The sequence below is a fragment of the Amycolatopsis sp. NPDC005003 genome (assembly GCF_053600695.1).
On sequence record NZ_JBSGAI010000003.1, the window covers coordinates 286767 to 310195 of the forward strand.

At 72.2% G+C, this 23429-nt stretch carries 21 protein-coding genes; 12 read left to right on the forward strand and 9 right to left on the reverse strand.

What is annotated here, in order from left to right; genetic code table 11:
• The first annotated feature begins 22 nt into the window (after positions 1 to 22).
• From ACWED2_RS05620 to ACWED2_RS05640, 5 genes are all read left to right on the forward strand, one after another.
• Positions 23 to 856, forward strand: coding sequence for a serine hydrolase (locus tag ACWED2_RS05620; RefSeq protein ID WP_449689243.1), 834 nt, complete (start codon positions 23 to 25; stop codon positions 854 to 856).
• A 195-nt stretch (positions 857 to 1051) separates the two neighbouring features.
• Positions 1052 to 2200 (forward strand): Cys-Gln thioester bond-forming surface protein, encoded by a 1149-nt coding sequence (locus ACWED2_RS05625; RefSeq protein WP_449689244.1) that lies wholly within the window; start codon positions 1052 to 1054, stop codon positions 2198 to 2200.
• Between the two features lie 202 nt (positions 2201 to 2402).
• Positions 2403 to 3230 (forward strand): AraC family transcriptional regulator, encoded by an 828-nt coding sequence (locus tag ACWED2_RS05630; RefSeq protein WP_449689298.1) that lies wholly within the window; start codon positions 2403 to 2405, stop codon positions 3228 to 3230.
• A gap of 82 nt (positions 3231 to 3312) precedes the next feature.
• Positions 3313 to 4131 (forward strand): dioxygenase family protein, encoded by an 819-nt coding sequence (locus tag ACWED2_RS05635; protein WP_449689245.1) that lies wholly within the window; start codon positions 3313 to 3315, stop codon positions 4129 to 4131.
• A 100-nt stretch (positions 4132 to 4231) separates the two neighbouring features.
• Positions 4232 to 4978 (forward strand): thioesterase II family protein, encoded by a 747-nt coding sequence (locus ACWED2_RS05640; RefSeq protein ID WP_449689246.1) that lies wholly within the window; start codon positions 4232 to 4234, stop codon positions 4976 to 4978.
• Between the two features lie 35 nt (positions 4979 to 5013).
• On the opposite strand, the gene ACWED2_RS05645 is transcribed toward ACWED2_RS05640, so the two are convergent.
• Both ACWED2_RS05645 and ACWED2_RS05650 read right to left on the reverse strand, forming a co-directional pair.
• On the reverse strand, positions 5014 to 6027 hold the full coding sequence (locus ACWED2_RS05645; protein WP_449689299.1) for a glycoside hydrolase family 19 protein: 1014 nt from the start codon (positions 6025 to 6027) through the stop codon (positions 5014 to 5016).
• A gap of 404 nt (positions 6028 to 6431) precedes the next feature.
• Complete coding sequence (locus tag ACWED2_RS05650; RefSeq protein ID WP_449689247.1) at positions 6432 to 6680, reverse strand: hypothetical protein; 249 nt, start codon at positions 6678 to 6680, stop codon at positions 6432 to 6434.
• Positions 6681 to 6995: 315 nt separating this feature from the next.
• On the opposite strand from ACWED2_RS05650, the gene ACWED2_RS05655 reads away from it, so the two are divergent.
• A complete protein-coding gene (locus ACWED2_RS05655; RefSeq protein ID WP_449663893.1) occupies positions 6996 to 7172 on the forward strand; it encodes a zf-HC2 domain-containing protein in 177 nt (58 codons plus the stop codon).
• 22 nt (positions 7173 to 7194) lie between these two features.
• On the opposite strand, the gene ACWED2_RS05660 is transcribed toward ACWED2_RS05655, so the two are convergent.
• Positions 7195 to 8142: an Lrp/AsnC family transcriptional regulator gene (locus tag ACWED2_RS05660; RefSeq protein WP_449689248.1), complete on the reverse strand. Its 948-nt coding sequence runs from the start codon at positions 8140 to 8142 to the stop codon at positions 7195 to 7197.
• A 109-nt stretch (positions 8143 to 8251) separates the two neighbouring features.
• Here ACWED2_RS05660 and ACWED2_RS05665 point away from each other — a divergent pair, with 109 nt between their 5' ends.
• Complete coding sequence (locus ACWED2_RS05665) at positions 8252 to 9598, forward strand: MFS transporter (protein WP_449689249.1); 1347 nt, start codon at positions 8252 to 8254, stop codon at positions 9596 to 9598.
• Here the strand turns inward: ACWED2_RS05665 and ACWED2_RS05670 are convergent.
• The 5 genes from ACWED2_RS05670 to ACWED2_RS05690 all read right to left on the reverse strand — a co-directional run bounded on the left by ACWED2_RS05670 (position 9592) and on the right by ACWED2_RS05690 (position 14596).
• Entirely contained in the window at positions 9592 to 9999 is a 408-nt protein-coding gene (locus ACWED2_RS05670; protein WP_449689250.1) for a hypothetical protein, read from the reverse strand. The genes ACWED2_RS05665 and ACWED2_RS05670 overlap by 7 nt on opposite strands.
• A gap of 43 nt (positions 10000 to 10042) precedes the next feature.
• Entirely contained in the window at positions 10043 to 10912 is an 870-nt protein-coding gene (locus ACWED2_RS05675) for an oxidoreductase (protein WP_449689251.1), read from the reverse strand.
• Between the two features lie 297 nt (positions 10913 to 11209).
• On the reverse strand, positions 11210 to 11923 hold the full coding sequence (locus ACWED2_RS05680) for a MerR family transcriptional regulator (RefSeq protein WP_449689252.1): 714 nt from the start codon (positions 11921 to 11923) through the stop codon (positions 11210 to 11212).
• A gap of 24 nt (positions 11924 to 11947) precedes the next feature.
• Positions 11948 to 13372, reverse strand: coding sequence for a serine hydrolase domain-containing protein (locus tag ACWED2_RS05685; protein WP_449689253.1), 1425 nt, complete (start codon positions 13370 to 13372; stop codon positions 11948 to 11950).
• A gap of 45 nt (positions 13373 to 13417) precedes the next feature.
• Complete coding sequence (locus ACWED2_RS05690; protein WP_449689254.1) at positions 13418 to 14596, reverse strand: glycoside hydrolase family 3 N-terminal domain-containing protein; 1179 nt, start codon at positions 14594 to 14596, stop codon at positions 13418 to 13420.
• A gap of 151 nt (positions 14597 to 14747) precedes the next feature.
• On the opposite strand from ACWED2_RS05690, the gene ACWED2_RS05695 reads away from it, so the two are divergent.
• From ACWED2_RS05695 to ACWED2_RS05715, 5 genes are read left to right on the forward strand one after another with little or no spacing between them, the layout of a single operon-like run.
• Positions 14748 to 15326 carry a response regulator transcription factor gene (locus tag ACWED2_RS05695; protein ID WP_449689255.1) on the forward strand — a complete coding sequence of 193 codons (579 nt, stop codon included), beginning with the start codon at positions 14748 to 14750 and terminating at the stop codon, positions 15324 to 15326.
• Positions 15327 to 15335: 9 nt separating this feature from the next.
• Complete coding sequence (locus ACWED2_RS05700) at positions 15336 to 16592, forward strand: ABC transporter substrate-binding protein (RefSeq protein WP_449689256.1); 1257 nt, start codon at positions 15336 to 15338, stop codon at positions 16590 to 16592.
• 6 nt (positions 16593 to 16598) lie between these two features.
• On the forward strand, positions 16599 to 17504 hold the full coding sequence (locus ACWED2_RS05705) for a carbohydrate ABC transporter permease (RefSeq protein WP_449689257.1): 906 nt from the start codon (positions 16599 to 16601) through the stop codon (positions 17502 to 17504).
• A complete protein-coding gene (locus tag ACWED2_RS05710) occupies positions 17501 to 18325 on the forward strand; it encodes a carbohydrate ABC transporter permease (protein ID WP_449689258.1) in 825 nt (274 codons plus the stop codon). Before ACWED2_RS05705 ends, ACWED2_RS05710 begins: the two co-directional genes overlap by 4 nt.
• Entirely contained in the window at positions 18322 to 19719 is a 1398-nt protein-coding gene (locus ACWED2_RS05715) for a GH1 family beta-glucosidase (RefSeq protein WP_449689259.1), read from the forward strand. The genes ACWED2_RS05710 and ACWED2_RS05715 overlap by 4 nt, the downstream gene beginning before the upstream one ends.
• Here ACWED2_RS05715 and ACWED2_RS05720 read toward each other — a convergent pair.
• Positions 19678 to 23307 (reverse strand): BTAD domain-containing putative transcriptional regulator, encoded by a 3630-nt coding sequence (locus ACWED2_RS05720; RefSeq protein WP_449689260.1) that lies wholly within the window; start codon positions 23305 to 23307, stop codon positions 19678 to 19680. The genes ACWED2_RS05715 and ACWED2_RS05720 overlap by 42 nt on opposite strands.
• Between the last annotated feature and the right edge of the window lie 122 nt (positions 23308 to 23429).

Here is a 23429-nt window from a genome sequence, read left to right on the forward strand (position 1 = left end):
CTCGCCTTCACCGGGAGACTCCATGGGCAAGCTCCTGCTCACCGCGCTGCTGGCGGCCTTCGCGCTGGCGTCGCCGTCGCCGTCGGCGCCCGGCGACCGGGGCGGACCGCGGGGCGGCGACCCGTTCGGCCCGGAACTGCGGGAGCGGATAGCGCGGGCGCAGGCCTACGCGGACAGCCGGCCCGGGGTCACCGGGATCGTGCTCCGGGACCGGTGGACCGGGGCCGTCCACCGCAGCCCGGCCGCCGGCACGTTGATCTGGGCCTGCTCGACACCGAAGCTGGCGATGGCCGTCGACCTGCTGCTGCGCGCGGACTCCGGTGCGGTCGCGCTGACCCCCGAAGATCGCGATTTGATACACCGGATGCTCCATTCGAGTGATGACGGCGCCGCCCAGACGTTGTGGACCCGCTTCGGCGGCGAGGCCGAATTCGGCAGCCGTTTTCCGGCATACGGAATGACCGACATGCGGTTCAGTGATCGGCACCCGCACCACTGGGGCTGGATCCGCACCACGGCCGACGACCTGGACCGGCTGATCGAATACGTCCTGACCCGGCTGCCCGCCCGGCACCGCGACTACCTCGTCGGCGAGCTGCGCACCGTGGACGTCAACCAGCAGTGGGGGGTCTGGGGCGCCGGCGCGGCCGCCCGGCCGGGGAACAAGAACGGCTGGTCCGACGACAACGACGACGGTTCGTGGATCATGAACTCGGTCGGCTTCGCGGGCCCGGGCGAGCGGTACACCCTCGCCCTGATGAACGACACGCGGGTGATCTCCGGCGGCGACGCGACCGGCAAGGAGACCACCACGAAGATCGCCGAAATCCTGTTCGGAGGGTATTTCGGCGCCTGAAAACTGCCCCTCTTTCAGGGGATTTTCGAGCCGATTCGTGTTTATGGGGGCACCGTGTGTAGCCCTGTGAGGTCTGTGTATGCTGCCATTCGCTTGACCGGGTGATCACTCACCCGAATCAGTGGCCGCCGTGATCGGGGATCGCGATCTCACGCGGCCCCTAAACGGCGTGGTTCGGGCTCGGATAGGAGATTTATGCAGGTCAGGTCAGCTTTCGTGCGTGGCGGGATCGCGGTGCTCGCCGCGGCCGCCGCGGTCATGGTCAGCGCTCCTTCGGCCCTCGCGGACGACGGCGCCGCGCGCGGCCGCGTCATCGAGAACGCGAGCACGGTCGGCTACCGGATCAGCCTCGAAGGCGGCGGTGACCCCATCGCCAAGCTGTTCGGCTTCAAGCTGTCGGACGGCAAGTCGCTCAAGCTCTACTGCGTGCAGATCAGCGTCAACATGCGCACCGACGTCGACATGATCGAGACGCCGTGGAATAAGTACCCGGACGCGGGCTCGCCGTTCAACAAGAACAGCGACAAGATCAACTGGGTGCTGCACCACGGCTACCCGGGCCTCAAGCTGGACGCGATCGCGGACGCGCTCGCCAAGCAGGGCGTCAAGGTCAACGGCGGCATCTCCGAGCAGGAGGCGATCGCCGCGACGCAGGCCGCGGTGTGGCACTTCAGCGACGGTGTGAACCTCAACCTGAAGAAGCCGCTGGCCGAGGACAACCCGGCCGAGGCCAACGCCGACGTCGCCGCGCTGTACAGCTACCTGATCGGCGACCAGAACAAGGGCATCGGCGCGCAGCCGAAGCCGACGCTGAACATCGCGGCGAAGAAGACCGAAGGCACGGCCGGCAGCAAGATCGGCCCGTTCGAGGTCGCCACGTCCGGTGACGTCACGTCGCTGACCACCGAGCTGCCCGACGGTGTCAAGGTCACCGACGCCGACGGCAAGGAGCTGAAGGCCACCGACGTCAAGGACGGCAGCAAGCTGTTCGTCGACGTCCCGGCCGGCACCAAGCCGGGCAAGGGCGCGTTCTCGCTGAAGGTCACCGGCGAGCTGGACACCGGCCGCCTGTTCGTCGCCGAGAACTACGCGAAGAAGCCGGCGCAGTCGCTGATCGTCGCCGACTCGGAGAAGACCCAGGTGACCGCGAACGCGGCCGCGAGCTGGACCGAGGCGCCCGCGGCCCCGACCACGGCGCCGAGCACGCCCGCCGGTGCCCCCTCCGGTGGCGGCGAGCTGGCCAACACCGGTGTCGACGCCGCGGTTCCGTTCGGCATCGGCGGCCTGCTGCTCGGCGGCGGCGCGCTGATGCTGCTGCTGAACCGGCGCCGCAGCCGCGCGTGACGCGGTAACGCAGTACCACCGAACGGGGCCGGTCCACTGTGGACCGGCCCCGTTCTGCTGTCCGGTACCCGACGATCGGATTGCGATCATCGGGGCAAAACCGGCGAAGCGGGCTCGGATCGATCTAGACTTCCCGGCCATGCGCGGTACGACGGTTCCGCCCGGGACGCCCTGCCGGCCCCCGCGGCCGGGCGAGCTGCCGATGCACCGGCTGGAGGTCCCGGCCCCGCACGCGCCGCCGTTCGCGGTCGGTTCGTTCGACGCGATCGGGCCGCTGTCCCGGGCGGACTTCCCGCACCGGCACACCTTCCACGAGCTGGTCCACGTCACCGGCGGCACCGGCGCGCACGTCGTCGACACCGCGCGCTGGCCGCTGCGGCCGCCGCACTTCGGCGTCATCGCGCCCGGGCAGGTGCACCAGTGGGCCGGCGTCCGGGGCCTCACCGGGCACCTCGTGCTGTTCACCGACGACTTCCTCCTCGACCACCCGGCCGATCGCGAGCTCCTGCGGCGGCTGAGCGAACGGCCGTGGCTGCACCTGGACGACCACGCCGACGCACGGATCACCCGGCTGATCGCCGATCTGGAGGACGAGTACCGCCGGGGCGGTGCGGGCACGGAGTCGGTGCTGCGGGCGCTGGTGCACGTGCTCGTCGTGCGGGCGGGCCGGCTGCTGGGGACGCCGTCGCCCGCGCCCGCCGGCGCGGTGGCCGCGGAGTTCGTCCGGCTCGCCGGGCGTCCCGGGCCGGGGCTGTGGTCGGTGCGCGCGCACGCCGAACGCCTCGGCGTCACCCCCGGCCACCTGACCGAGGCGGTGAAGGCCGCGACCGGCCGCACCGCCGCGCAGCTGCTGCGCGAAGCCAGGGTCCGGGAGGCGCAGAGGTTCCTGCTCCGGACGGAGCTGACCGTCCGGCAGGTCGCGAGCCGCGTCGGGTTCGCCGACCCGGCGTACTTCTGCCGGTTCTTCCGCCGCGAGACCGGGCTGAGCCCGGGGGATTTCCGGCGCGGCGGGGAGAAGCACCACGACTGACCGATCCAGTCCATCGCCACCCGCCCGGTGCGCTGCCTACGTTCGAGGGGATCCCCCGACCTCCCCCCACGAGGAGCCAGGCATGGACGAAGACAGCAAGCTCAGCCGCAAGACGGTGCTCAAGGCCGCGCTCGCCGCGGGTGTCGCGGCGCCGGTGGCGCTGATCGGCGGCCCGGCGCTGGCCCGCACGAACGCCGTCGGCGGCACCGCCCCGGAGCTGACCCCGGCGTGCCACGACGGCGACGAGCCGACGATCGAGCAGACCGAGGGCCCCTACTTCAAGCCGAATTCGCCCGAACGGACCAACCTCGTCACACCGGGCACCCAGGGCACCCGGCTGACCGTGACCGGCTACGTCTTCGGGCGTGCCTGCCTGCCGGTCGACCGCGCGCTGCTGGACTTCTGGCAGGCGGACGTCAACGGCGCCTACGACAACACCGGCTACACCTTCCGCGGGCACCAGTACACCAACGCACAGGGCGCGTTCACGCTGTCCACGATCGTGCCGGGCCTCTACCCCGGCCGGACCCGGCACATCCACGTGAAGGTGCAGGCACCCGGGCGGCCGGTGCTGACCACCCAGCTCTACTTCCCCGGCGAGCCCCGCAACAACACCGACACGATCTTCGACGCGCGGCTGCTGATGACCGTGCGGGACAACGGCTCCGCGAAGGAAGGCGCCTTCGACTTCGTGCTGGACGTCCCGCAGACGCCGACGTCGACGCGGCCGGCGCCGACCTCTTCCACCCCGCCCGGCGGCACCTCCTGGGCGGTGGGCACCGCGTACGCGGCGGGCACCCGGGTCACCTACGGCGGCCGCGGTTACGTCTGCCTGCAGGCCCACACCGCGCAGCCGGGCTGGGAGCCCCCGGCCGTCCCGGCGCTGTGGCGGGCGGAGTGACGCCGCCCGGCGGGCCCCGGCCGCGTCCCGGGGTCTGCCGGGGCGAAGCTGCGCACGTTGGGGGTCGACGCCCGCCCGGCGGCCTGCCAGATTGGGGGCCATGACGATTTCCCTCGACGCCTCGGTGTGGGTCCGGCGCTTCCACCCGGCGCCGTCCGCCGCGGCGCGGCTCGTGTGCTTCCCGCACGCCGGGGGATCGGCGAGCTACTTCCACCCCGTCTCGGCGGCGCTCGCGCCCGCGGTGGAGGTGCTGGCCGTGCAGTACCCCGGCCGGCAGGACCGGCACGCCGAAACCCCGGTGGACGACCTGTTCGTGCTCGCCGACCGGCTGGCGGACGTGCTGGCCCCGGAGCTCACCGGGCCGGTGGCGTTCTTCGGCCACAGCATGGGCGCGAGCCTGGCCTTCGAGGTCGCGCGGCGGCTCGAAGAGCGGGGTACCAGGCTGGTTTCCCTGTTCGTTTCCGCGCGCCGCGGGCCGTCGGCGTACCGCGACGAGCGCGTCCACGAAAAGAGCGACGACGAACTGCTGGCCGAGGTCAAGCGGCTCGGCGGGACCGACGCGGCGCTGCTGGACGACGAAGACATCCGCGCGCTGGTGCTGCCCGCGCTGCGCAGCGACTACAAGGCCGCGGAGCGCTACCACTACCGACCCGGCCCCGACGTCGGCTGCCCGATCGTGGCGCTGGTCGGCGACCAGGACGCCAAGGTCACCGAGGCCGAGGTGCGGCAGTGGGCCGAACGGACGTCGGCGGGGTTCGAGCTGAAGTCGTACCCGGGCGGCCACTTCTACCTGAACGACCACGCGGCGGCGGTCATCGGGCTGATCGCCGACCGGCTCAAGGGCTGAGCGGGCGGGCGGGGTTCGCCCGCCCGCCCACCGGTTCAGCAGTACAGGTTCGCGCCGGGGTCGACGCCGAGGATCGACGTGATCTGGCGGTACTTGTCGACGCGGCTCTGCACCTGGGCGGGGTTGCCGCCGTTGCATTCGATGGAGCCGTTGATGCTGCGGATGGTTTCGCCGAACCCGCGGCCGTTGACCATGGCGTTGTGCGGGGTCATCGTGCCGGGGCCGCTCTGGGTGTTCCAGTACCAGAGCCCGGTCTTCCAGGCCACGGCCGAGTTCTGCTCGACCTGCCAGGGGTTGCCGAGCAGGTCGATGCCGAGCGCGTCACCGGCGGCCTTGTAGTTGAAGTTCCAGCTCAGCTGGATCGGGCCGCGGCCGTAGTAGGCGGACTGGCCGGCGGGGCAGCCGTAGGGCTGGTTCCAGTCGCAGTAGTGCGGGTAGTTGGCGGTGTTCTGCTCGACGATGTAGACGAGGCCGCCGGTTTCGTGGTTGACGTTGGCCAGGAAGGCGGCGGCTTCCTGCTTCTTGACGGTGTCGCTGCCGGTGGTGGCGAAGCCGGGGTAGGCCGACAGGGCCGCGGTGAGGCCGCTGTAGGTGTAGAAGGAGTTCCGGCCCGGGAAGATCTGGTTGAACTGCGCTTCGCTCACGACGAACGAGCCGGGGTTGCCGGGATCGGTGCCGCCACCGCAGCTGTAGGGCTCCCAGTACCAGGTGCTGATGACGGGGTCGTAGCCCGGGTTGGCGTTCTTGGCGCGGTAGTAGCCGCCGTTGGTGTACCGCACGATCGCCCCGACGTCGTACCACTGGCCGGCCACCCAGTTCGGGTAGCTGCAGGTGTTACCGCCGCCGTCACAGCTGTAGGGCTCCCAGTACCAGGTGCTGATGACCGGGTCGTACCCCGGGTTGGCGTTCTTGGCGCGGTAGTAGCCACCGTTGGTGTACCGCACGACCGCGCCGACGTCGTACCACTGCCCGGCCACCCAGTTCGGCGCACTGCACGAGGCGGCGGCCGCTTCCGCGGCGTGCCCGGTGACGGCGGGCGCGCCGAACACGAGCCCGGCAACGGCGGCAACAGCGGACAGGACGGCGACAAGACGTCTTCTCAAGGCTCGCTCACTCCTTCGGCCACGACGGAACCCCGGGCGCGCAGGCGCCCGGCGTCGAGGGGTGGGGGGTGCTCATCCGGCCGAGACGAACGTGACACCGGTCACTAGACCAGATTGGTCTAGTCCAGTCAAGATTGCGTGGGTGGCCGGGGCAAGGGTTGTGCGCGAACGTCCCTGAGTTGGAGATCTTTTCGCCGAGCCGGTTCTTCACCCCTGAGACGGGGTCTGCCGCTCTGCGCGAAGGGTGAGCCTTCTGCGGCCGAGCCGGGTGCTTGTCGAGTGGCGCCCGGAGAACGGGCGCGCCGTGGGGCGGGCGACGCGGCGCCGATGCCGCGTGCCCGCCCGGCACGTCACCGCGCTTGCGGGATTCTCACCTGCGCGGCCGGCACGAGGTGCAGGATGCGCTGCAGCCTCGCCCGGCCCAGCCGGTGGAGCATCTCCCCGAGCTCCTCCGGCGCGATGCTCCCCTGGAGGTCGATCCGCGTCGTACGGACGACGCGGTCGATCTCCGACGCGGGGAGCCGCCCCGCGAACTCCCCGGCCAGCCACACCCCGACCTCGTCCACGACGTCGTCCGCCCGGTGGCTCCGTACGGTCATCGCTCTCCTCGTTTCGGATCGCCTTCTTCGCCCAGGTCGAGCCGGGGAAATCCCGGTCCGACGCCAGTCCGACGAGCGAGCCGGGGACCCATGACGCCGAATCGGGGAAGTTCGTCGCACAAAAGCTTTCCGTGTTCGGCCGGGTGAAATCCGTGACCGCCGCTGTCACTCACATGGGCTGTTTGCCTGCGGAAGTTGTCGGCCGTTCGGGTAGAAATCCGCGGAACTTCGCCGGTGACGCGTCCGTCTCAGGACCCTGGAGGCATCGGGTAGTGCGGGCGTTCCCTCGCGGGACGCGGAACGGAGACGCGATCCATGGGCCGGTACGACCGGACCGACCTCGGGGCGTACAGCCTGGGGTTGCTCGAGGCCGCCGAAGCGGCCCGGGTCGAGCGGCACCTCGCGGCGTGCCCGGACTGCCGCCAGGAGGTCCGGGAGTTCGAAGCCGTGCGCGGCATGCTCGACCACCTGGTCGAAGTCAAGTCCACTTAGGACGCTCCGGTCACCGCGAGGGTTACCGCGAGGCGGCCGCTTTGACGGTTCGCAGCACCGGCGCCGTCTCCAGCGTCCGGATCGCCTCCAGCGCCCCCAGCCGGTGGGTCAGGTAGTGGTGCAGCGCGGCCGCGTCCGGGCACAGCGCCTGCGCGACCAGGTTCGCCGGCCCGGTCGTCGCGGCGACCAGCGCGAGCTCCGGGTGGGTCGCCAGGGTCCGGGCCACCCGGTCCAGCTGTGCCGGCGCGACGGCCATCCAGAGCAACGCCTGCGTCGTCGCGCCCAGCGGCTCCGGGTCGATCTCCAGGTCGAAGAACACGGTGCCGCCCGCCTGGAGGTCCGCCAGCCGGCGCGCGACCGTCGCCGCCGACCAGCCGGTGGCCGTCGCCAGCTCGGCGAGGCCCGCGCGGCCGTCACGCTGCAGTGCCGCCATCAAAGCCGCGTCGTCGCTGGTCGGCGGCTTGCCCGGGCCGTCGTGGGTCGGGGCGAGCGCCGCGATCTGCGCCGCGTCGAGGGCATCGGCCCGGCCCAGCCACGCCGTCGGGCCGCCGAAGTAGCGGTGCAGCAGCTGGTGCGCCGAGACCGCCGTGATGCTCGCCGTGCGCGGGATGTCCCGCAGCAGCAGCCCGTGGTCGCTCGCCGCCGTCGTGTGGACGTTCACGCAGATCTCCGTGCCGCCCGACATCAGCTTGATCCACGCCGTGTCCGCGCGGCGCGCCAGCGCCTGGGCGAGGTCCTGCGCCGTGTGCGGTGTCGCGGTCAGGCGGACCATCCACTCCGCCTGCCCCGCCCGTTGCGGATCCGGCAGGCCGACGACGCGAAGCGCCGCCTCGGCCCGGAGGCGGCGGTACCGCCGGGCCACCGTCTGCGTCGAGACGCCGAGGACGTCCCCGATCTTCGTGAACGGCGCCCGCCCGTCGATGTGCAGCGCGTGGATCAGCGCACGATCGACGGCATCCAAGGTGGTCATATTCCTCATTGAAGCCCAGAAGATGGAAGAAATCTGCGGACCTGGGCCAATAGCTGGAACGTGTGGCCCCGGGAGAGCGAGGGTGGGCGCCGAACGAAAGGAGCCATCCGTGCCCACCTTGACGCGTTACCGGCGGCGCTGGGCCGCGCTGGCCGTGCTGCTCGTCGCCGAGGCCATGAACCTGCTCGACGCCACGATCGTGCAGGTCGCCGGCCCGGCCATCCACGCCGACCTGCCCGGCCCGGCCGCCGGCATCCCCTGGTTCAGCGCGGCGTACACGCTGCCCTTCGCCGCCTTCCTCATCACCGGTGGCCGGCTCGGGGACATCCTCGGCCGGGCGAAGGTGTTCAAGCTCGGCGTGGCCGGCTTCGTGCTCGCGTCACTGGTCTGCGCGGCCGCCACGGACGCCGGGCTCCTGATCGGGGCACGCGCGGTGCAGGGCGCGGCGGCCGCGCTGATCATCCCGCAGACCATCGGCCTGATCCGCGCCCTCTTCGACGGCGACGAGCGCGCGAAGGCCCTGGGCACCATCGGGCCGGTGATGGGCCTGTCCGCGGTCACCGGGCCGCTGCTCGGCGGGCTGCTGACGCAGGCGATCTCCTGGCGGGCGGCGTTCCTGGTGAACGTCCCGCTGGGGCTCGCGGTGCTCGTCGCCGCGCGGCTGCTGCGGGAAGACCGGGCCGCCACCCGGCCCCGGCTCGATCTCGTCGGCACCGCGCTCGTCGTCGCCGGGGCCGGGTTGCTCGTCTACCCGCTGATCGACCCGGCGGGGACGAACTGGGGTCTCCTCGCCGCCGGGGCCGCGTTGCTGGTGGTCTTCGGCTTCCAGCAGCGCCGAGCGGCCGCGCCGCTGGTCGAGCCCAGCCTGTTCGCGAACCGCGGGTTCCCCGCCGCGCTCGCCGGTTCGCTGCTGTTCTTCGCGGTGATGACCGGCCTGATGCAGGTCGTGCCGATGCAGCTCCAGCTGGGGCTCGGCGCCGACGTCCGCACCGCGGGCCTGACGCTGTTGCCGCTCTCGGCCGGGCTCGCGGTGTCGTCGTACGTCGCCGGTGCCCGGCTGGTGCCGAAGTTCGGCGCGCGCGTGATGTTCGCCGGGCTCGCCCTGCTGGTGGCGGGCGTGCTCGCCGCCCTCGCCGCCGGGGTGGGCGCGTACCCGTGGGCGCTGGCGCTGTGCGGGCTCGGGATGGGGACGTTCACGGTGCCGTTCTTCACCGCCGCCCTGCACCGGGTCCGGCCGCACGAGACGGGCTCGGCCGCCGGGCTGCTCAACGCGGTGCAGCAGCTCGGCGGCACCCTGGGCATCGCCCTCCTCGGCGGCCTCTACCTCGGCGCCGGCACGGCGGCCGCGGCGCTGGGCTCGGCTGCCGCGCTCGCCGTGGCCGCCGCCGTCGCGGTGGTTCCGCTCATCACCCGCCACGGGGTTCGGGTGGCGGAGCCCGGCCCCGGAACTCAGTAGTCGTCGCGACCGGTGAACTGCTGTTCCAGCAGCTCGGCCGCGCCGGCGACCAGCTCGAGGGGGTCGGTGAACTCGTTGATGTCGAGGTTGATCAGCGGCAGCGAGTGGCGGAGCACGATGTGGTCGCCCATCACCGCCAGCCCGCCCACCACGATCGCGTCGCCGACCTCGGTCAGCACCTCGAGGAGGTCGACCTCCTCGTGCCGGGCGAACGGCGTGGCGATCTGCACCCAGTCCTCGCGCTGGTCGAGGATCTCCCGGGCGATCACGACGATCTGCGCGCGCTCCTCGGTGTCGGGGTCGGCGCCGAACACCAGGCGGATGCGCAGCTCGTCGGGCTCGTCGCGCACCACCCGGTACGACTGCCTGATGTAAGCGACCAGATCGCCCCACTCCGCCACGGTTTCTCCGTTCTCGTGCCTGTCCGGGCGCTCAGCGTAGCGATCAGGCGGCGCCGATCCGGTCCAGATCGGCGAGAACGTCGCCGGGCAGTTCGAGGTCGGCGGCGGCGAGGTTCTCCCGCAGGTGCCCGGGCGACGACGTCCCGGGGATCAGCAGCATCGACGGCGACCGCAGCAGCAGCCAGGCGAGCGCGACCTGCATCGGCGTGGCCCCGACCCGCGCGGCGCAGTCGTCGAGCAGCCCTGACTGCAGCGGGCTGAACCCGCCGAGCGGGAAGTACGGCACGAAGGCGATGCCCTCGGCGGCGCACTTGTCGACGAGGGGGTCGTTCTCCCGGTGCGCGAGGTTGTACTGGTTCTGCACGCAGACGACGGGCGCGATCGCCTTCGCTTCGTCGAGCTGCCCGGCGCTGACGTGGCTGACGCCGAGGTGCCGGATCAGCCCCTGCTCCCGCAGGTCGGCGAGCACCCCGAACGGTTCGGCGAGCGACATCGGCACGGGGTAGTCGCCGGCGTCGTTGCTGAGCCGCAGGTTGACGACGTCGAGCACGTCGACGCCGAGGTTCCGCAGGTTGTCGTGCACGGCCGCGGTGAGATCGGCGGCCGACAGCGCGGGCGGCCAGCCCTTGTCCGCGCTCCGCCGAGCCCCGACCTTCGTCACGATGACGAGCGACTCGGGGTAGGGGTGCAGGGCCTCCTTGAGCACGGCGTTCACGGTGTGGGGACCGTAGTAGTCACTGGTGTCGAGGTGGGTGACCCCGCGCTCGACGGCCTCCCGCAGCACGGCGACGGCGGTGTCGTGGTCCTTCGGCGGCCCCCACACCCCCGGCCCGGCCAGCTGCATGGCGCCGTAACCCATGCGGGTCACGGGAAGTTCCCCGCCGAGGCTGAAGGTTCCGCCGAGATCCGCCATGCCACTCCTTTGGTCCGGGTGCTCATTCGGCCGAGTCTAGGCCCGATCCGCCCGCCTTTCCGGCCGAGCGGGGGGAGGACTCGCGCCGCGGTTTTGTCGGTGGTCTCCGGTAGCGTGGAAATCGGGGGCTTCTCATGTCGTCCACGCTGCGATTTCTCTTGCGCCGCAACGAAAAAGCTGCCCGAACTTTCCTGTCGATGTTCACCCGATTCAGCGGTGACCTTCGAACTGGCGTTCGGTACCGTCGTTGATATGGCGACATCGATTCCTTCCGCACAACCGAAAACGGCCGGGGCCTCACCGCTCGGCCATCAGCCGGGCAAGGCGATCCCAGGCCGGCGAAGACCCACCGGGCAGGGATTGCGCGGCCAGCCGCGCGATGGCCGGGTTGCCGACCTCGGCGGATTCCGGCCGCGCGGCGAACCAGTTCCGCGTGCGTTCGGCGAGCCCGGGCAGGCGCGGATCGTCCGGCGCCCAGTCGTAAGCGGCGTCGTGCTCGAGGCAGAGGGCGCGAAACTCGGGCTCCGCCAACAGATCCCGCTTCTCGGCGATCCACCGGGCGGCATCCTCGGGCGAGGCCGTCTGCATCATGATCCAGCCGTCGCGTTCCAGGCGCAGGTGGCGTTCGCTGACGCCGAGCTCGCGCAGCTCGTCCAGATAGCCGGCGACTTCCGGGGAAACGAAGAGCCGGTCGCCGCCGCGCAGCTGGGCGAGCTGGTCGCGGGTCCGCCGCAGCTGCGCGATGCGCTCCTCGAGGTCGTCGTCGATTTCGGCGATGGCGGCCGCGAGCGTGTCCTCGTCCGCGTCGAGCAGGTCCTTGATCCGGGCCAGTGGCACCCCCGCGGCGGCCAGCGTCCGGATCTTGACCAGGTCGACGGCGTGCTGCGCGGTGTAGCGCCGGTAGCCGGACGAGTCGCGGCCGGGTTCGGCGAGCAGGCCGCGCTCGTGGTAGTGCCGCACGGCTTTGACGGTCACTCCGGCGTAGTCCGCGAGCCGGCCGATCGTGATCATGCGGGCATCCTCCCAGTGCGCCGCTCAGGCCCGCCGGGTCAGGCGGCCGCCGCCGTTGCGGAAGCGGGCCCGGCCGTCGCGGACGTCGTGGTAGGAGACGAGCAGGAGGCGGAGGTAGCCGTCGAACGTCTCCGGCGGGTACCCGGCCGGCGCGAAGAGGCCGGGCCGGATCGGCACGTAGCGCTGCGGTGGCGCCGAAGCCGCGCCGCCGGCGAACGCCGTGAAAATCCGTTCCTGCGACTCGTCCGCCGGCTCGTACGTCGTGTGCTCTTCGAGCCCGCCGTCGACCACGCGGACGTCGATGCGGAGCTGGCCGGAGCGGTAGGTGCCCGCGTAGGGGGCGAGGTCGACGTCCGGCTCCGGTCCGGTGAGCACGGCAGGCACCGGAACCCCGAGGTGCTCGCGCAGGAGCAGCTGCAGGATCCGGTCCTGCAGCAGGATGGCGCCGGGAGTGTTGCCGTAGGCCGTGAAGACGAGGTCGTGCCCGGGCACCACGCACAGGATGGCCACGCCGCCGGGCGAGGCACCCGACATGGCGAGCACGGTCGTGTCGCCGAACGGGTACCGGACCCAGCCCAGGCCCATCGGCGGGACGTTCGGCGTGGCCATGTCGTGCGAGACCTGCTGCATCAGCGCGACCGACGCGGCCGAGAGGACCGGGCGGCCGGCGGGCGAAACCCCGCCCGCGAGGTGCGTGCGCCCGAACGCGAGCAGGTCGGCGACGGTGCCGATCGGCGTGCCACCGGCCGGCCCCCAGGTGTCGGGCAGCATGAACATGTCCGTCGGCCGGGCGGTCGTGGCGGCGGGGTCCGGGAAGTGGCCGATCGCAGTGCTGCGCAGGATGGCCTGGGCCGCCGAGGTGCTGGAGTCCGCCATACCGGCGGGGGCGTAGACGTCGCGTTCGAGCAGCTCCGCGAAGGGCACGCCGGTCACCACTTCCAGCAGCCGGCCCGCGACGATCATGCCGCCGTTGGAGTAGCTGAGCTGCTCGCCGGCCTCGAAGAGGGTGCCGCAGCTGCTCGCCAGGCCCTCGACGTACGTCTTCAGGGCGTCGCGGCCGGAGGCCTCGGGGAAGTAGAGGTCCGCGTCGATGCCGTTGGTGTGCGAGATCAGGTGCCGCACGAGGATCCGGTCGGCCGCACCGGGCGTGCTCAGGGCGAATTCCGGCAGGTAGCGCACGACTGGTGCGTCCAGCTCGAGGCGGCCGCGTTCGACCTGCTGCAGGACCAGCGTGGTGGTCAGGACCTTGGTCACCGAGCCGAAGAGGAATCCGGTGTCCTCCCGCATCGGGGCCCCCGTGGCGACGTTCGCGGTGCCGTGGGCGAAGAGGATCTGTTCACCCGCGTGGTGGATGCCGGCGACGAACCCGGGGATGCGGTCGGCCTCGCAGCGGGCGGCGATCTCTTCGCGGATCCGGGCTTCGACGGTGTGCAGTGCGTTCTCGGTCATGCGAACCAGCCTCGAACCCTCCCCCTGGGGCAGGGTCAAGGGAATTCAGCAAAGACCCTTGCCCCGCAGCACTCGCGCGACCGATTCCTGCACCCGCGGCTTCGGCAGCTCGCCGGTCTGCACGGCCTTCACCAGCCGGTCCAGCACTTCGTCCACCCGGCCCCCGGACGACCACAAGGCCTCGTCCGCGCCGGCCTGCAGGGCCTTCAGCACCGCCTCCGGCAGTGGGTACTGGGCCGTGATCGCCTTCATCGCCCCGAGGTCGTCCGTCACCACCGGCCCGGTGAACGCGAACTCGCCGCGCAGCAGCTGGTACGCGGCCGGCGAAACGGATGCCGGGACCCCGTTGGTCAGGTCCGGCACGTCGAGGTGGCCGACCATCACCCCGACCGGGCCGTAGTCGGCCAGGCCGCGGTAGGGCACCAGGTCGAGCGCGCGCAGCTTGTCGAGCGGCGGCGTGACCACCGTGCCCTTGTGGGAGTCGCCCGAGCCGTGGCCGTGGCCGGGGAAGTGCTTCAGCACCGGCTGGACACCCGCGTCGCGGAGGCCCGCCGCAAACGCTTTCGCGTACGTCTTCACGCGGGCGGGGTCCGGGCTGAACGACCGGTCGCCGATCACGTCGTCGTCCGGGGCGTCCGTGACGTCGGTGTCCGGAGCGAAGTCCACCGTCACCCCGCGGGCGCGCAGCTGGCGGCCCCGCTCGGCGGCCAGCGCGCGGACCTCGTCCGGGGACTTCGTCGCGGCCATCGTCCGGGCCGAGGGCAGGTCGCCGTCGAGGTCGTCGATGCGCTGGACGCGACCGCCTTCCTCGTCGACCGTCACGGCCACCGGCACCTTCGCCGCGGCCTGGACGGCGGTCAGCGAGCCATCTTTCAACAACGCTGTTGCGTTACCCCCGATGAAGATCCCGCCGACCTGGTGGTCGCGCACCAGGGAGACGGTGGCCGACGGGTTGTCGCCGGAGACACCCACGACGACCAGCTGCGCGACCTGGGCACGGTCGTCGAGACCGTCGACAAGCCCCGCGCAGTCGCCCGGCCGCGCGAGACGCGACGTGGGTGTGGCGGGAGCGGAAGGAGGCGCCGCCGGCGGAGGAGACGGCCGCGCGGAGGTCAAGGGCACCGCCAGCCCGGACACGGTCTCCGGTTGCAGGCCCGCGACCAGCAGACACCCGGCCACGATGGAAAACGCCACCCCGAGGGCGGCAAGATGTCGGCGGTTCATCGGTCCCTTCAGTCGGTCGTGTGCCCCCGACCGTAGTCGACGGCCAAACTTCACGGCGTGAAGAATGGCCTCGCCGCCGTTAGAGAATTCATGAAGGCGACCTCAGCACACTGGCCGCAGTCAGGATTCGTCGTGGGCGGAGGAGGGTTCGATGGACCAGGTGCGAGTGGCGGCGTGGGCGTCCGACCCGATCGCCCTGACCGGGCTGATCAACCACCTGAAGTCCCGCCCGGAGCTGCTGGTCCTGCCGCGTGCCCGCCGGGGCGAGGCGGCCGTGCTGGTGTTCGCCGTCGGGGAGGTCGACCGCGAGGCCGTCGCCGCGCTGCGGGCCGCGTCCGCCGAGTCGCCGGCCGCGATCGTGCTGGTGGCCGGGCACGTCGACCCCGCGCACGTGGGCCTGCTCGCCGACTGCCACGTCTCCGCCGTGCTGCCGCGGACCGCGCTCGACCGGCTCACCGGGAGCGTGCTCGCCGCGGCCCGTGGCCGCACGTCGTCGCTGCGCGAACAGGTCGAGGCCCTGGCCGACGAGGGCGGCGGGGCGGCACTCACGCCGCGCGAGGTGGATGTGCTTCGCCTGATGGCCGAAGGCTGGGACACTGCCGAGATCGCGGGCAAGCTCTGCTACTCGGAGCGGACCGTGAAGAACGTCATCTACGCCATGACCAACCGGCTCAACCTGCGCAACCGGCCGCACGCGGTCGCGTACGCCGTGCGGGCCGGTGTGATCTGAGGAAGCCTGTTGCGAACGATCGCCCGCCGGACCGCCATCGTGGTCGCCGCGCTGATCCCGCTCGCCGCCTGCACTCCGGGTGACGCCGAGGGAAAGACGAAGCTCACCATCGCGACCTTCGGTGAGTTCGGCTACGCGCCCCTGATCGCCGAGTACGAAAAGCTGCACCCGGACGTCACGGTGCAGAACCGCGTCACCGACTTCGACACCCACCACAAGGGGCTGGCGACCCAGCTGGCCACCGGGCACGGTGCCGCCGACGTCGTCGCGATCGAAGAGCAGTACATGCCGCAGTACCGGAAGGTGAAGGACAAGTTCGCCGACCTCGCCGGCTACGGCGCCCGCGAGCTGGAAAAGCAGTGGGTGCCGTGGAAGTGGGCGCAGGGCACCGACGGCGCCTTCGTGCTGGGCCTCGGCACCGACATGGGCAGCCTCGCGCTCTGCTACCGGCGCGATCTGTTCCAGGCGGCGGACCTGCCGACCGACCGCGAAGAGGTCGCGAAGCTGATGCCGGACTGGGACGCCTACGCCGCCACCGCCGAGCGGTTCACCGCCAAGACGCCGAACTTCAAGTTCGCCGACTCCGCCGGCACCGTCTACACCGCGATGCTCAACCAGTCGCCGGAGAACTACTTCTCCCAGCGTGACGACTCCTTCATCGCCGATCGCAACCCGAGCGTGCGCGCGGCTTTCTTCCTCTCCGGCGGCCTCGCCGCGAAGGGGCAGACGGCGGCGGCGACCACGTTCACCCAGGCGTGGAACGTGGCGATCAAGCAGGGTTCCTTCGCCACCGTCGCGTGTCCCGCGTGGATGCTCAGCCAGATCAAGGAAGCCGGCGGGGACGCCAACCGCGGCAAGTGGGACGTCACCACCGTGCCCGGCAAGAGCGGCAACCAGGGCGGGTCGTTCCTGACCGTGCCGAAGCAGGGCGGCCACCAGAAGGAGGCGTACGAGCTCGCCCGCTGGCTGACCGCGCCGGAGCAGCAGAAGAAGCTCTTCCTCTCCGACGGCATCCTGCCCAGCGAGCCCGCCGTCTACGAGGATCCGCAGGTCGTCGCGCACACCGATCCGTACTTCGGCGACGCGCCCATCGGGCGGATCTTCGCCGCCTCGGCCGAGCAGCTGCGCCCGAACTACCGCGGCCTGCGCGACGCCGACGTCCGGCCGGAGTTCGGCCGCGCGCTCGGGCGGATCGAGGAAAAGACCGACACCGTCGAGCAGGCCTGGACCAAAGCCGTCCAGCAGGCCCAAGCCGCCCTGAAGTAGCCGCGCGTGCAGCACCGGCTCGCCCGATGGGACCGCAAGGTCACGCCGCTGCTGTTCGTCGCGCCCTTCTTCGCCCTGTTCGTCGTCTTCGGCGCCTTCCCGCTGCTGTACACGGCGTGGGTTTCGCTGCACGACTGGAACCTGCTCGAAGGCGACCAGGGCAGCTTCGGCCTGGCCAACTACGGCGACCTGCTCACCGATCCGCACTTCTACAACGCGCTGGCCAACACGGTCTCCATCTTCCTGCTCGCCGCCGTCCCCGAATTCCTGCTGGCGCTGGGTATCGCGGCCCTGCTCGACCGGCCGCTGCGCGCGGCGACCTGGTGGCGCACGGGGGTGCTGCTGCCGAACGTCGTGTCCGTCGTCGCCGTCGGGCTGGTCTTCGGGCAGCTGTTCAGCCGTGACTACGGCGTCGTCAACGAGGTTCTCGGCTGGTTCGGCGTCGCGCCGGTCAACTGGCGGGCGACCACCTGGACGTCGCACTTCGCTGTCGCGAGCATGGTGCTCTGGCGTTGGACCGGCTACAACGCGCTGATCTACCTGGCCGCGATGCAGGCCGTCCCGGGTGACCTGTACGAGGCCGCCGAGCTCGACGGCGCCTCGCGGTGGCGGACGTTCTGGTCGATCACGGTGCCGGGCATCCGGCCCGCGCTGGCCTTCACGGCGATCGCCGGCACGGTCAACGGCCTGCAGCTGTTCGCCGAGCCGCAGCTGTTCGACGCCGGCGGCTCGGCGGGCACCGGCGGCAACGACCGCCAGTTCCAGACACTGGTCATGTACCTGTACGAAAAGGGGTTCACGCACCTCGACGCGGGCTACGCGGCCGCGTTGACCTGGGTGATGTTCGTGATCTGTGCGCTGTTCGCGCTGGTCAACTACCGGCTGGTGCGCCGGTTCGTGAGGTCGGCGTGACAGCGCGGCGGCGGCCGGGCGGCTGGGTGTACGCCGTGCTGACGGGGGTGCTCGGCGCCTCGGTGTTCCCGCTGTACTGGTCGTTCGTCGTGGCCACGCGGGACAACTCGGCGATCGGGGAGACGTCGCCGCTGCTGCTGCCGGGCGGCAACCTGGCCGAGAACGTGCGGCGCGTGTTCGACACCGTCGACTTCTGGCTGGCCATCGGGAACTCGCTGATCGTCGCGGGCACCGTCACGGTGTCCAACGTGGTGCTGGCGAGCCTCGCCGGGTTCGCCTTCGCGCGGCTGGAGTTCCGCGGCCGCAACACGTTGTTCCTGCTGGTGGTCGGCTCGGCGATGGTGCCGGCGCAGCTCGGGGTCATCCCGCTGTACCTCGTCGTCGGCGACCTCGGCTGGTACGGGCGGCTCGAAGCGGTGATCGTGCCGGCGCTGGTCAGTGCCTTCAGCGTGTTCTGGATGCGCCAGGCGTGCGAAAACGCGATCAGCCCGGACCTCGTCGACGCCGCGACCGTCGACGGCTGCTCGGTCCTGCGCACCTACTGGCACGTGGCCGTGCCCGCGCTGCGCGCGCCGGCCGCGGTGCTGGCGATGCTGACGTTCATGGCCACCTGGAACGACTACTTCTGGCCGCTGGTGGTCCTCGACCCGAACGAGACGCCGACCGTGCAGGTCGCCCTGTCGCAGCTGGCCAGCGGCTACTACACCGACTACGCGCTGATGCTCACCGGCGCGACCGTCGCCGTCGTGCCGGTCATCGCGTTGTTCCTGCTGCTGGGCCGCCACATCGTGCGGGGCATCCTGAAAGGGGCACCGGTATGACCTTCCCGACGGGCTTCCTCTGGGGCGCGGCGACCGCGTCCTACCAGGTCGAAGGCGGTGTCACCGAAGGCGGCCGCGGGCCGTCGGTCTGGGACACCTTCGCGGCCACCGAAGGCAAGGTGCTCGGCGGCGCGACCGGCGCCGTCGCCTGCGACCACTACCACCGCTACCCCGAGGACATCGGCCTGCTGGCCGACCTGGGGCTGAACGCCTACCGCTTCTCGGTCGCGTGGCCGCGGGTGATGCCGGACGGCCGGACGACGGCCGCGGCCGGGCTCGCCTTCTACGACCGGCTGGTCGACGAACTGCTGAGCCGCGGCGTCGTGCCGGTGCTGACGCTCTACCACTGGGACCTGCCGCAGGCGCTCGAAGACGCGGGTGGCTGGCCGCTGCGGGACACCGCCGAGCGGTTCGCCGACTACGCCGCCGTGGTGCACCGCGCGCTCGGCGACCGCGTGCGCCACTGGACCACGGTCAACGAGCCGTTCTGCGCGGCTTTCCTGGGCTATGGCAGTGGCGTGCACGCTCCCGGCGTCCAGGACTACGACACGGCGCTGGTCGCGGCGCACCACCTGCTGCTGGGGCACGGCCTGGCGACGCGGGCGCTGACCGCGCAAGCCCGGCCCGGCCACGAGTTCTCGCTGGCCCTGAACTTCGCCCCGGCGATCCCGGACGGCGACACCCCGGCCCACCTGGAAGCGGCGCGGAAGTTCGACGGCATCCACAACCGGTTCTTCCTCGACCCGGTGTTGGGCCGCGGCTACCCGGAAGACGTCCTGGCCGACGTCGAACACCACGGCGGCCGTTTCGCCGCGGCCGTCCGCGACGGCGACACCGACGTCATCGCCGCCCCCATCGACTGGCTGGGCGTGAACTACTACGCCCCGGCGCGCGTCACCCCGCTCGAAGACCCGCGCGCGCCGAGCAACTGCCCCCTGCCGGGATTGCGGGGGATGGACGTGCTGCCCGCGAAGGGGCCGTTGACGGCGTTCGGCTGGGAACAGGCCCCCGGCACGCTGACCGGCCTTTTGAGCTGGATCCACGACCGGGCCGGCGGGCTGCCGCTGGTGGTGGCCGAGAACGGGGCGTCCTTTGTGGACCAGGTGGTCGACGGCCGGGTGTTCGACGCGGCGCGGGTGAACTACTTCATGGAGCACCTGCAAGCGGTCCACGACGCCATCCGCGCCGGTGTCGACGTCCGCGGCTACTTCGCCTGGTCGTTGCTGGACAACTTCGAGTGGGCGATGGGCTACACCCAGCGGTTCGGCCTGGTGCACGTCGACTTCGAGACGCAGCAGCGGACCGTCAAGGAGTCCGGCCGGTTCCTCGGCCGGGTCGCGAAGGCCAACGCGCTAGGAGCGCCGTCGAACGGCGTCGGCGACGCCCGAGCGTGACGGCGTCTCCAGCTTGCCCAGCAGCCGGGCCACGTGCGCCTGGACCGTCCGCCGCGGCAGGGACAGCTCGGCCGCGATGTCGGGGTTCGACCGGCCCTCCGCGACCAGGCCGGCGATGCGGACCTCGATCGGGGTCAGCGACTCCCAGCCGTGGCCCGGCCGGATCGCGGCGAACAGGGCACCCCGGCGCACCCCGAGGCGGCGCAGCCGGGTTTCCGCGCGCCGCAGGTCCCAGCGCGCCGCCAACGCCGTGTACAGCTCGGCCGCCTCCTCGAACGCCGCGTGCGCCGCGTCCAGCCGGCCCGCGCGCGCCAGCAGCACGGCCGCGTCTTCCAGCGCCGAAGCCAGCTCCGGACGGCGGCCGACCGCGCGGAAGTGCTCGGCCGTGGCCAGCACCGGCGCCGGGTCCTCGTCGATCAGCCCGCGGCACCACGACGCCGCCGCGTGCGCCCGCGCCGGACGTCGCTCCTTCGCCGCCTCTTCCTCGCACACCGCCAAGGCACGGCGGGCGCGGGGGACGTCGTCCTGCTCCATCGCCAGCCGCACGAACGCCGGCAGCCACTGGTGCCGCAGCATCATCTGCGCGTACGTCGGGTTCAGGATCGGCTCCAGCACGGCCAGCGCGCGGACGCGGTCGCCGCGCTGCTCGGCCGCCAAGGCGTCGGCGACCAGCAGGAAGTCGAAGCTCTCGCGCTCGGCGCCGGTCGCCGGGGCGTACTCCTCCGCCGCGTCGAGGTGGGCCGCGGCCTGGGCCCGGTCGTCGCGGCGGCCCGCGATCAGCGCCGCGACGCCGTGCAGCAGCAGCGCTGCCGGGCCCGGCTCGCGCAGGCCGTAGAAGGTGATCGCCGGCCCGTCCTCGATGACCGTGTCCAGCTCGACCAGCGCCTCGTCCCAGCGGCCTTCCCAGTACCGGTGCACCGCGGCGGACACCTGTAGCCCGACCGGCAGCGCGTGCCGCGCCGCGACTTCGCCCGCCGCGCGCAGGGCCTCGCCCGCCTCGGCCAGCCGGTCGAGGTTCTGCAGCGTGAACACGCGGTTGTCGAGCAGGTCGAGGTGCAGGTCGGCCAGCTCGTGCTCGTCGCCGACGGCCTCGATGGCGGCGTCGATGTGGGCGAGTGCGCGGTCGTGCTCCCGGCGCACGGAATCGACCAGCCACAACGACTGCAGCGCGTGCGCGGTCAGGTAGCGGTCGCCGCCGGCGAGCGCCTTCGTCTCGTGCGCGGTCTTCTCCGCGGTGTCCAAATCGGACAGACTGCCGCGCCGGAAGTTCGCCAGCAGCTGGCGGTGCTTGACCCGCCAGAGCTCCGGCACGGCCGGGTCGTCGACCCACGCGGCGAGCGTCGCGACGGCGCCTTCGGTGTCTCCCCGGCGGTGCCGCAGCGCGGCGAGCACGTGCCGCATCTCCTCGACGGCGTCCGGTTCGGTGGCGACGTCGAGCGCCTGCCGCGCCAGGGCTTCCGGGCTGCGCTCCAGCCGGAACAGCACCTTGACCAGCGCGACCAGCAGCGTCTCCCGGCGCGGGTCGGTGCCGCCGCACGCGGCCAGCGCGCGCTCGAGCAGCTCCACCGCGATCAGCGGGGCCCGGGTCGACACCGCGGCGTGGTGCGCGGCGAGCCAGTCCAGCACCCATTCGTCCACTGTGGCCGGTGCGGCCACCAGCTGTTCGGCGACGCGCTTCACCGGCGCGCCGATCCCGGCGAGGGCCTCGGCGGCCTGGCGGTGCAGCGCCGCTCGCGTCCCGGCCAGCAGCCGGTCGTACAGCGCCTGGCGCAGCAGGGGGTGGCGGAACGCCAGCTGCGTCCCGGTGTCGATCAGGACGTTCGCCGTGACGGCTTCTTCCAGCGGCGCCAGCAGGTCCGACGGCCGGCTGCCGAGCACCGCGGCGACGTCGCCGACGGCGAACTCCATGCCCAGCAGCGCGCCCCACCGCAGCACTTCCTGCGTTCGTGCGGTGAGGAAATCGAGCCGCCGGTCGACCGCGGCGACCAGCGACCGCGGCGCCTCGACCTCCGCCGGGTCGTCGACGTCGGCCTGGCCGCCGTGCACCGCGACCGAGCCGGCCCGCCGCAGGACGTCGACCATTTCCTTGACGTACAAGGGGTTTCCCGCACCACGGGCGGCCAGCTCACGCAGCCCCGGGCCGGGCGGCGCGCCGAGCTGGTCCTCGATCAGCCTGCCGACGTCTTCGCCGGTCAGCGGCCCCAGGTCGAGGACGACCCCGTCCCGCGCCTGGACACCACGGCGCAGCTGGGCGAGCTCGGTGCGGTCCGGAGCCGGCCGGGTCGCGGCCACCAGCAGCAGCGGCAGCTGCCGGGTCGCCGCGCAGAGCCGGTGCCAGACCAGCACGGACGCCTCGTCGGCCCACTGCAGGTCGTCGATCACCAGCACCTGCGGCGACTGCGCGCACAGCTCGTCGACCAGGGCCAGCAGCCGGTCGACGGCGCCGAGCACCGGGTCGGCCGGGCCCCAACCACGCCGCGCCGGGCCCTCGCCGGCGAGTTCCTTGGCCACCCGCGCGCGCCGCGGGTCCGGCGAATGCGCGTCGATCGCCAGGCACTCCAGCACGACCTGCAGCGGGAACCGGGTGCTCAGCTCGTCGGCGGCCGCCCACAGCCGCTGGAAGCCGGGCCCGTCCGGCAGCGAGCTGGTGAGCAGCTCGGACTTGCCGATCCCGGCCTCGCCTTCGATCCAGACGGCCCGTCCGCGCCCAGCCCGGACGTCGGCGACGAGCTCGGCGAGTTTCGCCGTTTCGGTTTCCCGGCCGAACAGCCGATGCCCGGTGACGACGACCGGCGCGGCGGGTGCGTCGAGGGCCGGGTCCTGGGCGAGGATCTGCCGCTGGAGCCGTTGCAGCGCCGGCCCGGGTTCGACGCCGAGCTCCGCGACGAGGGTGGCGCGGGCGTCGCGGAAGACGTCGAGGGCGTCGGCGGGCCGTCCGCTGCGGTAGAGGGCGAGCATGAGCGACTCCCGCAGCGACTCCCGCAGCGGGTGTTCGCCGGCCAGCACGGCCAGCTCCGGTGCGAGGTCGAGGTGCCCGCCGAGGGCGAGCACGGCTTCGGCCCGCCGTTCGAGGGTGTTCAGCCGGAGTTCGGCGAGGTATTCGCGGTGCCGCTCGGCGAACCCGCCGGGCACGCCGGACAGGGCTTCGCCCTGCCAGAGCGCGAGAGCGGCGTCGAGGTCGGTGACCGCCGCGCGTGGATCGCCCTGTTCGAGGTGCCGCTGTGCGCGTTCGCGGTGCCGCTCGAACAGGGCCGCGTCGAGCGCGTCTTCGCCGAGGACCAGCGAATACCCGGCGGGGTCGGACACCAGGACACTGGCGGCCGACCACCGCGACCGGTCCGGTTCGAGGGCGCGGCGGAGCCCGGAGACGTAGGTGTGGACGCTGCCTTCGACGCTCGCGGGCGCGGAATCGCCCCACACCCCGGCGATCAGTTCGGCCCGCGGAACCGGACGCCCGGCGTTGACCGCGAGCACCGCGAAGATGGCGCGCTGGCGGGCGGGGCCCAGGCCGATTTCGGCCGCCCCGCGCCAGGCCCGCAGCGGGCCGAGCACGCCCACCCGCAGGCCGGGATCCGCATCCCCTGGCATGTCGTTGCCGTCCCCTCTGGGACTTGCGCCCCAGACCCCTTCCCCCAGGGACATCCAGCTGACCTTACCGACGTGGCAACCCCTCCCGAGGTTGCGCGCGGGCGGAAGGCGCCCTTCGGCTC

Bases quoted from the DNA above. Each gene is read 5' to 3' on its own strand.
- ACWED2_RS05620 (WP_449689243.1), top strand. From the start codon at position 23: ATGGGCAAGCTCCTGCTCACCGCGCTGCTGGCGGCCTTCGCGCTGGCG.
- ACWED2_RS05625 (WP_449689244.1), top strand. From the start codon at position 1,052: ATGCAGGTCAGGTCAGCTTTCGTGCGTGGCGGGATCGCGGTGCTCGCC.
- ACWED2_RS05630 (WP_449689298.1), top strand. From the start codon at position 2,403: ATGCACCGGCTGGAGGTCCCGGCCCCGCACGCGCCGCCGTTCGCGGTC.
- ACWED2_RS05635 (WP_449689245.1), top strand. From the start codon at position 3,313: ATGGACGAAGACAGCAAGCTCAGCCGCAAGACGGTGCTCAAGGCCGCG.
- ACWED2_RS05640 (WP_449689246.1), top strand. From the start codon at position 4,232: ATGACGATTTCCCTCGACGCCTCGGTGTGGGTCCGGCGCTTCCACCCG.
- ACWED2_RS05650 (WP_449689247.1), bottom strand. From the start codon at position 6,680: ATGACCGTACGGAGCCACCGGGCGGACGACGTCGTGGACGAGGTCGGG.
- ACWED2_RS05655 (WP_449663893.1), top strand. From the start codon at position 6,996: ATGGGCCGGTACGACCGGACCGACCTCGGGGCGTACAGCCTGGGGTTG.
- ACWED2_RS05660 (WP_449689248.1), bottom strand. From the start codon at position 8,142: ATGACCACCTTGGATGCCGTCGATCGTGCGCTGATCCACGCGCTGCAC.
- ACWED2_RS05675 (WP_449689251.1), bottom strand. From the start codon at position 10,912: ATGGCGGATCTCGGCGGAACCTTCAGCCTCGGCGGGGAACTTCCCGTG.
- ACWED2_RS05680 (WP_449689252.1), bottom strand. From the start codon at position 11,923: ATGATCACGATCGGCCGGCTCGCGGACTACGCCGGAGTGACCGTCAAA.
- ACWED2_RS05685 (WP_449689253.1), bottom strand. From the start codon at position 13,372: ATGACCGAGAACGCACTGCACACCGTCGAAGCCCGGATCCGCGAAGAG.
- ACWED2_RS05690 (WP_449689254.1), bottom strand. From the start codon at position 14,596: ATGAACCGCCGACATCTTGCCGCCCTCGGGGTGGCGTTTTCCATCGTG.
- ACWED2_RS05695 (WP_449689255.1), top strand. From the start codon at position 14,748: ATGGACCAGGTGCGAGTGGCGGCGTGGGCGTCCGACCCGATCGCCCTG.
- ACWED2_RS05715 (WP_449689259.1), top strand. From the start codon at position 18,322: ATGACCTTCCCGACGGGCTTCCTCTGGGGCGCGGCGACCGCGTCCTAC.
- ACWED2_RS05720 (WP_449689260.1), bottom strand. From the start codon at position 23,307: ATGCCAGGGGATGCGGATCCCGGCCTGCGGGTGGGCGTGCTCGGCCCG.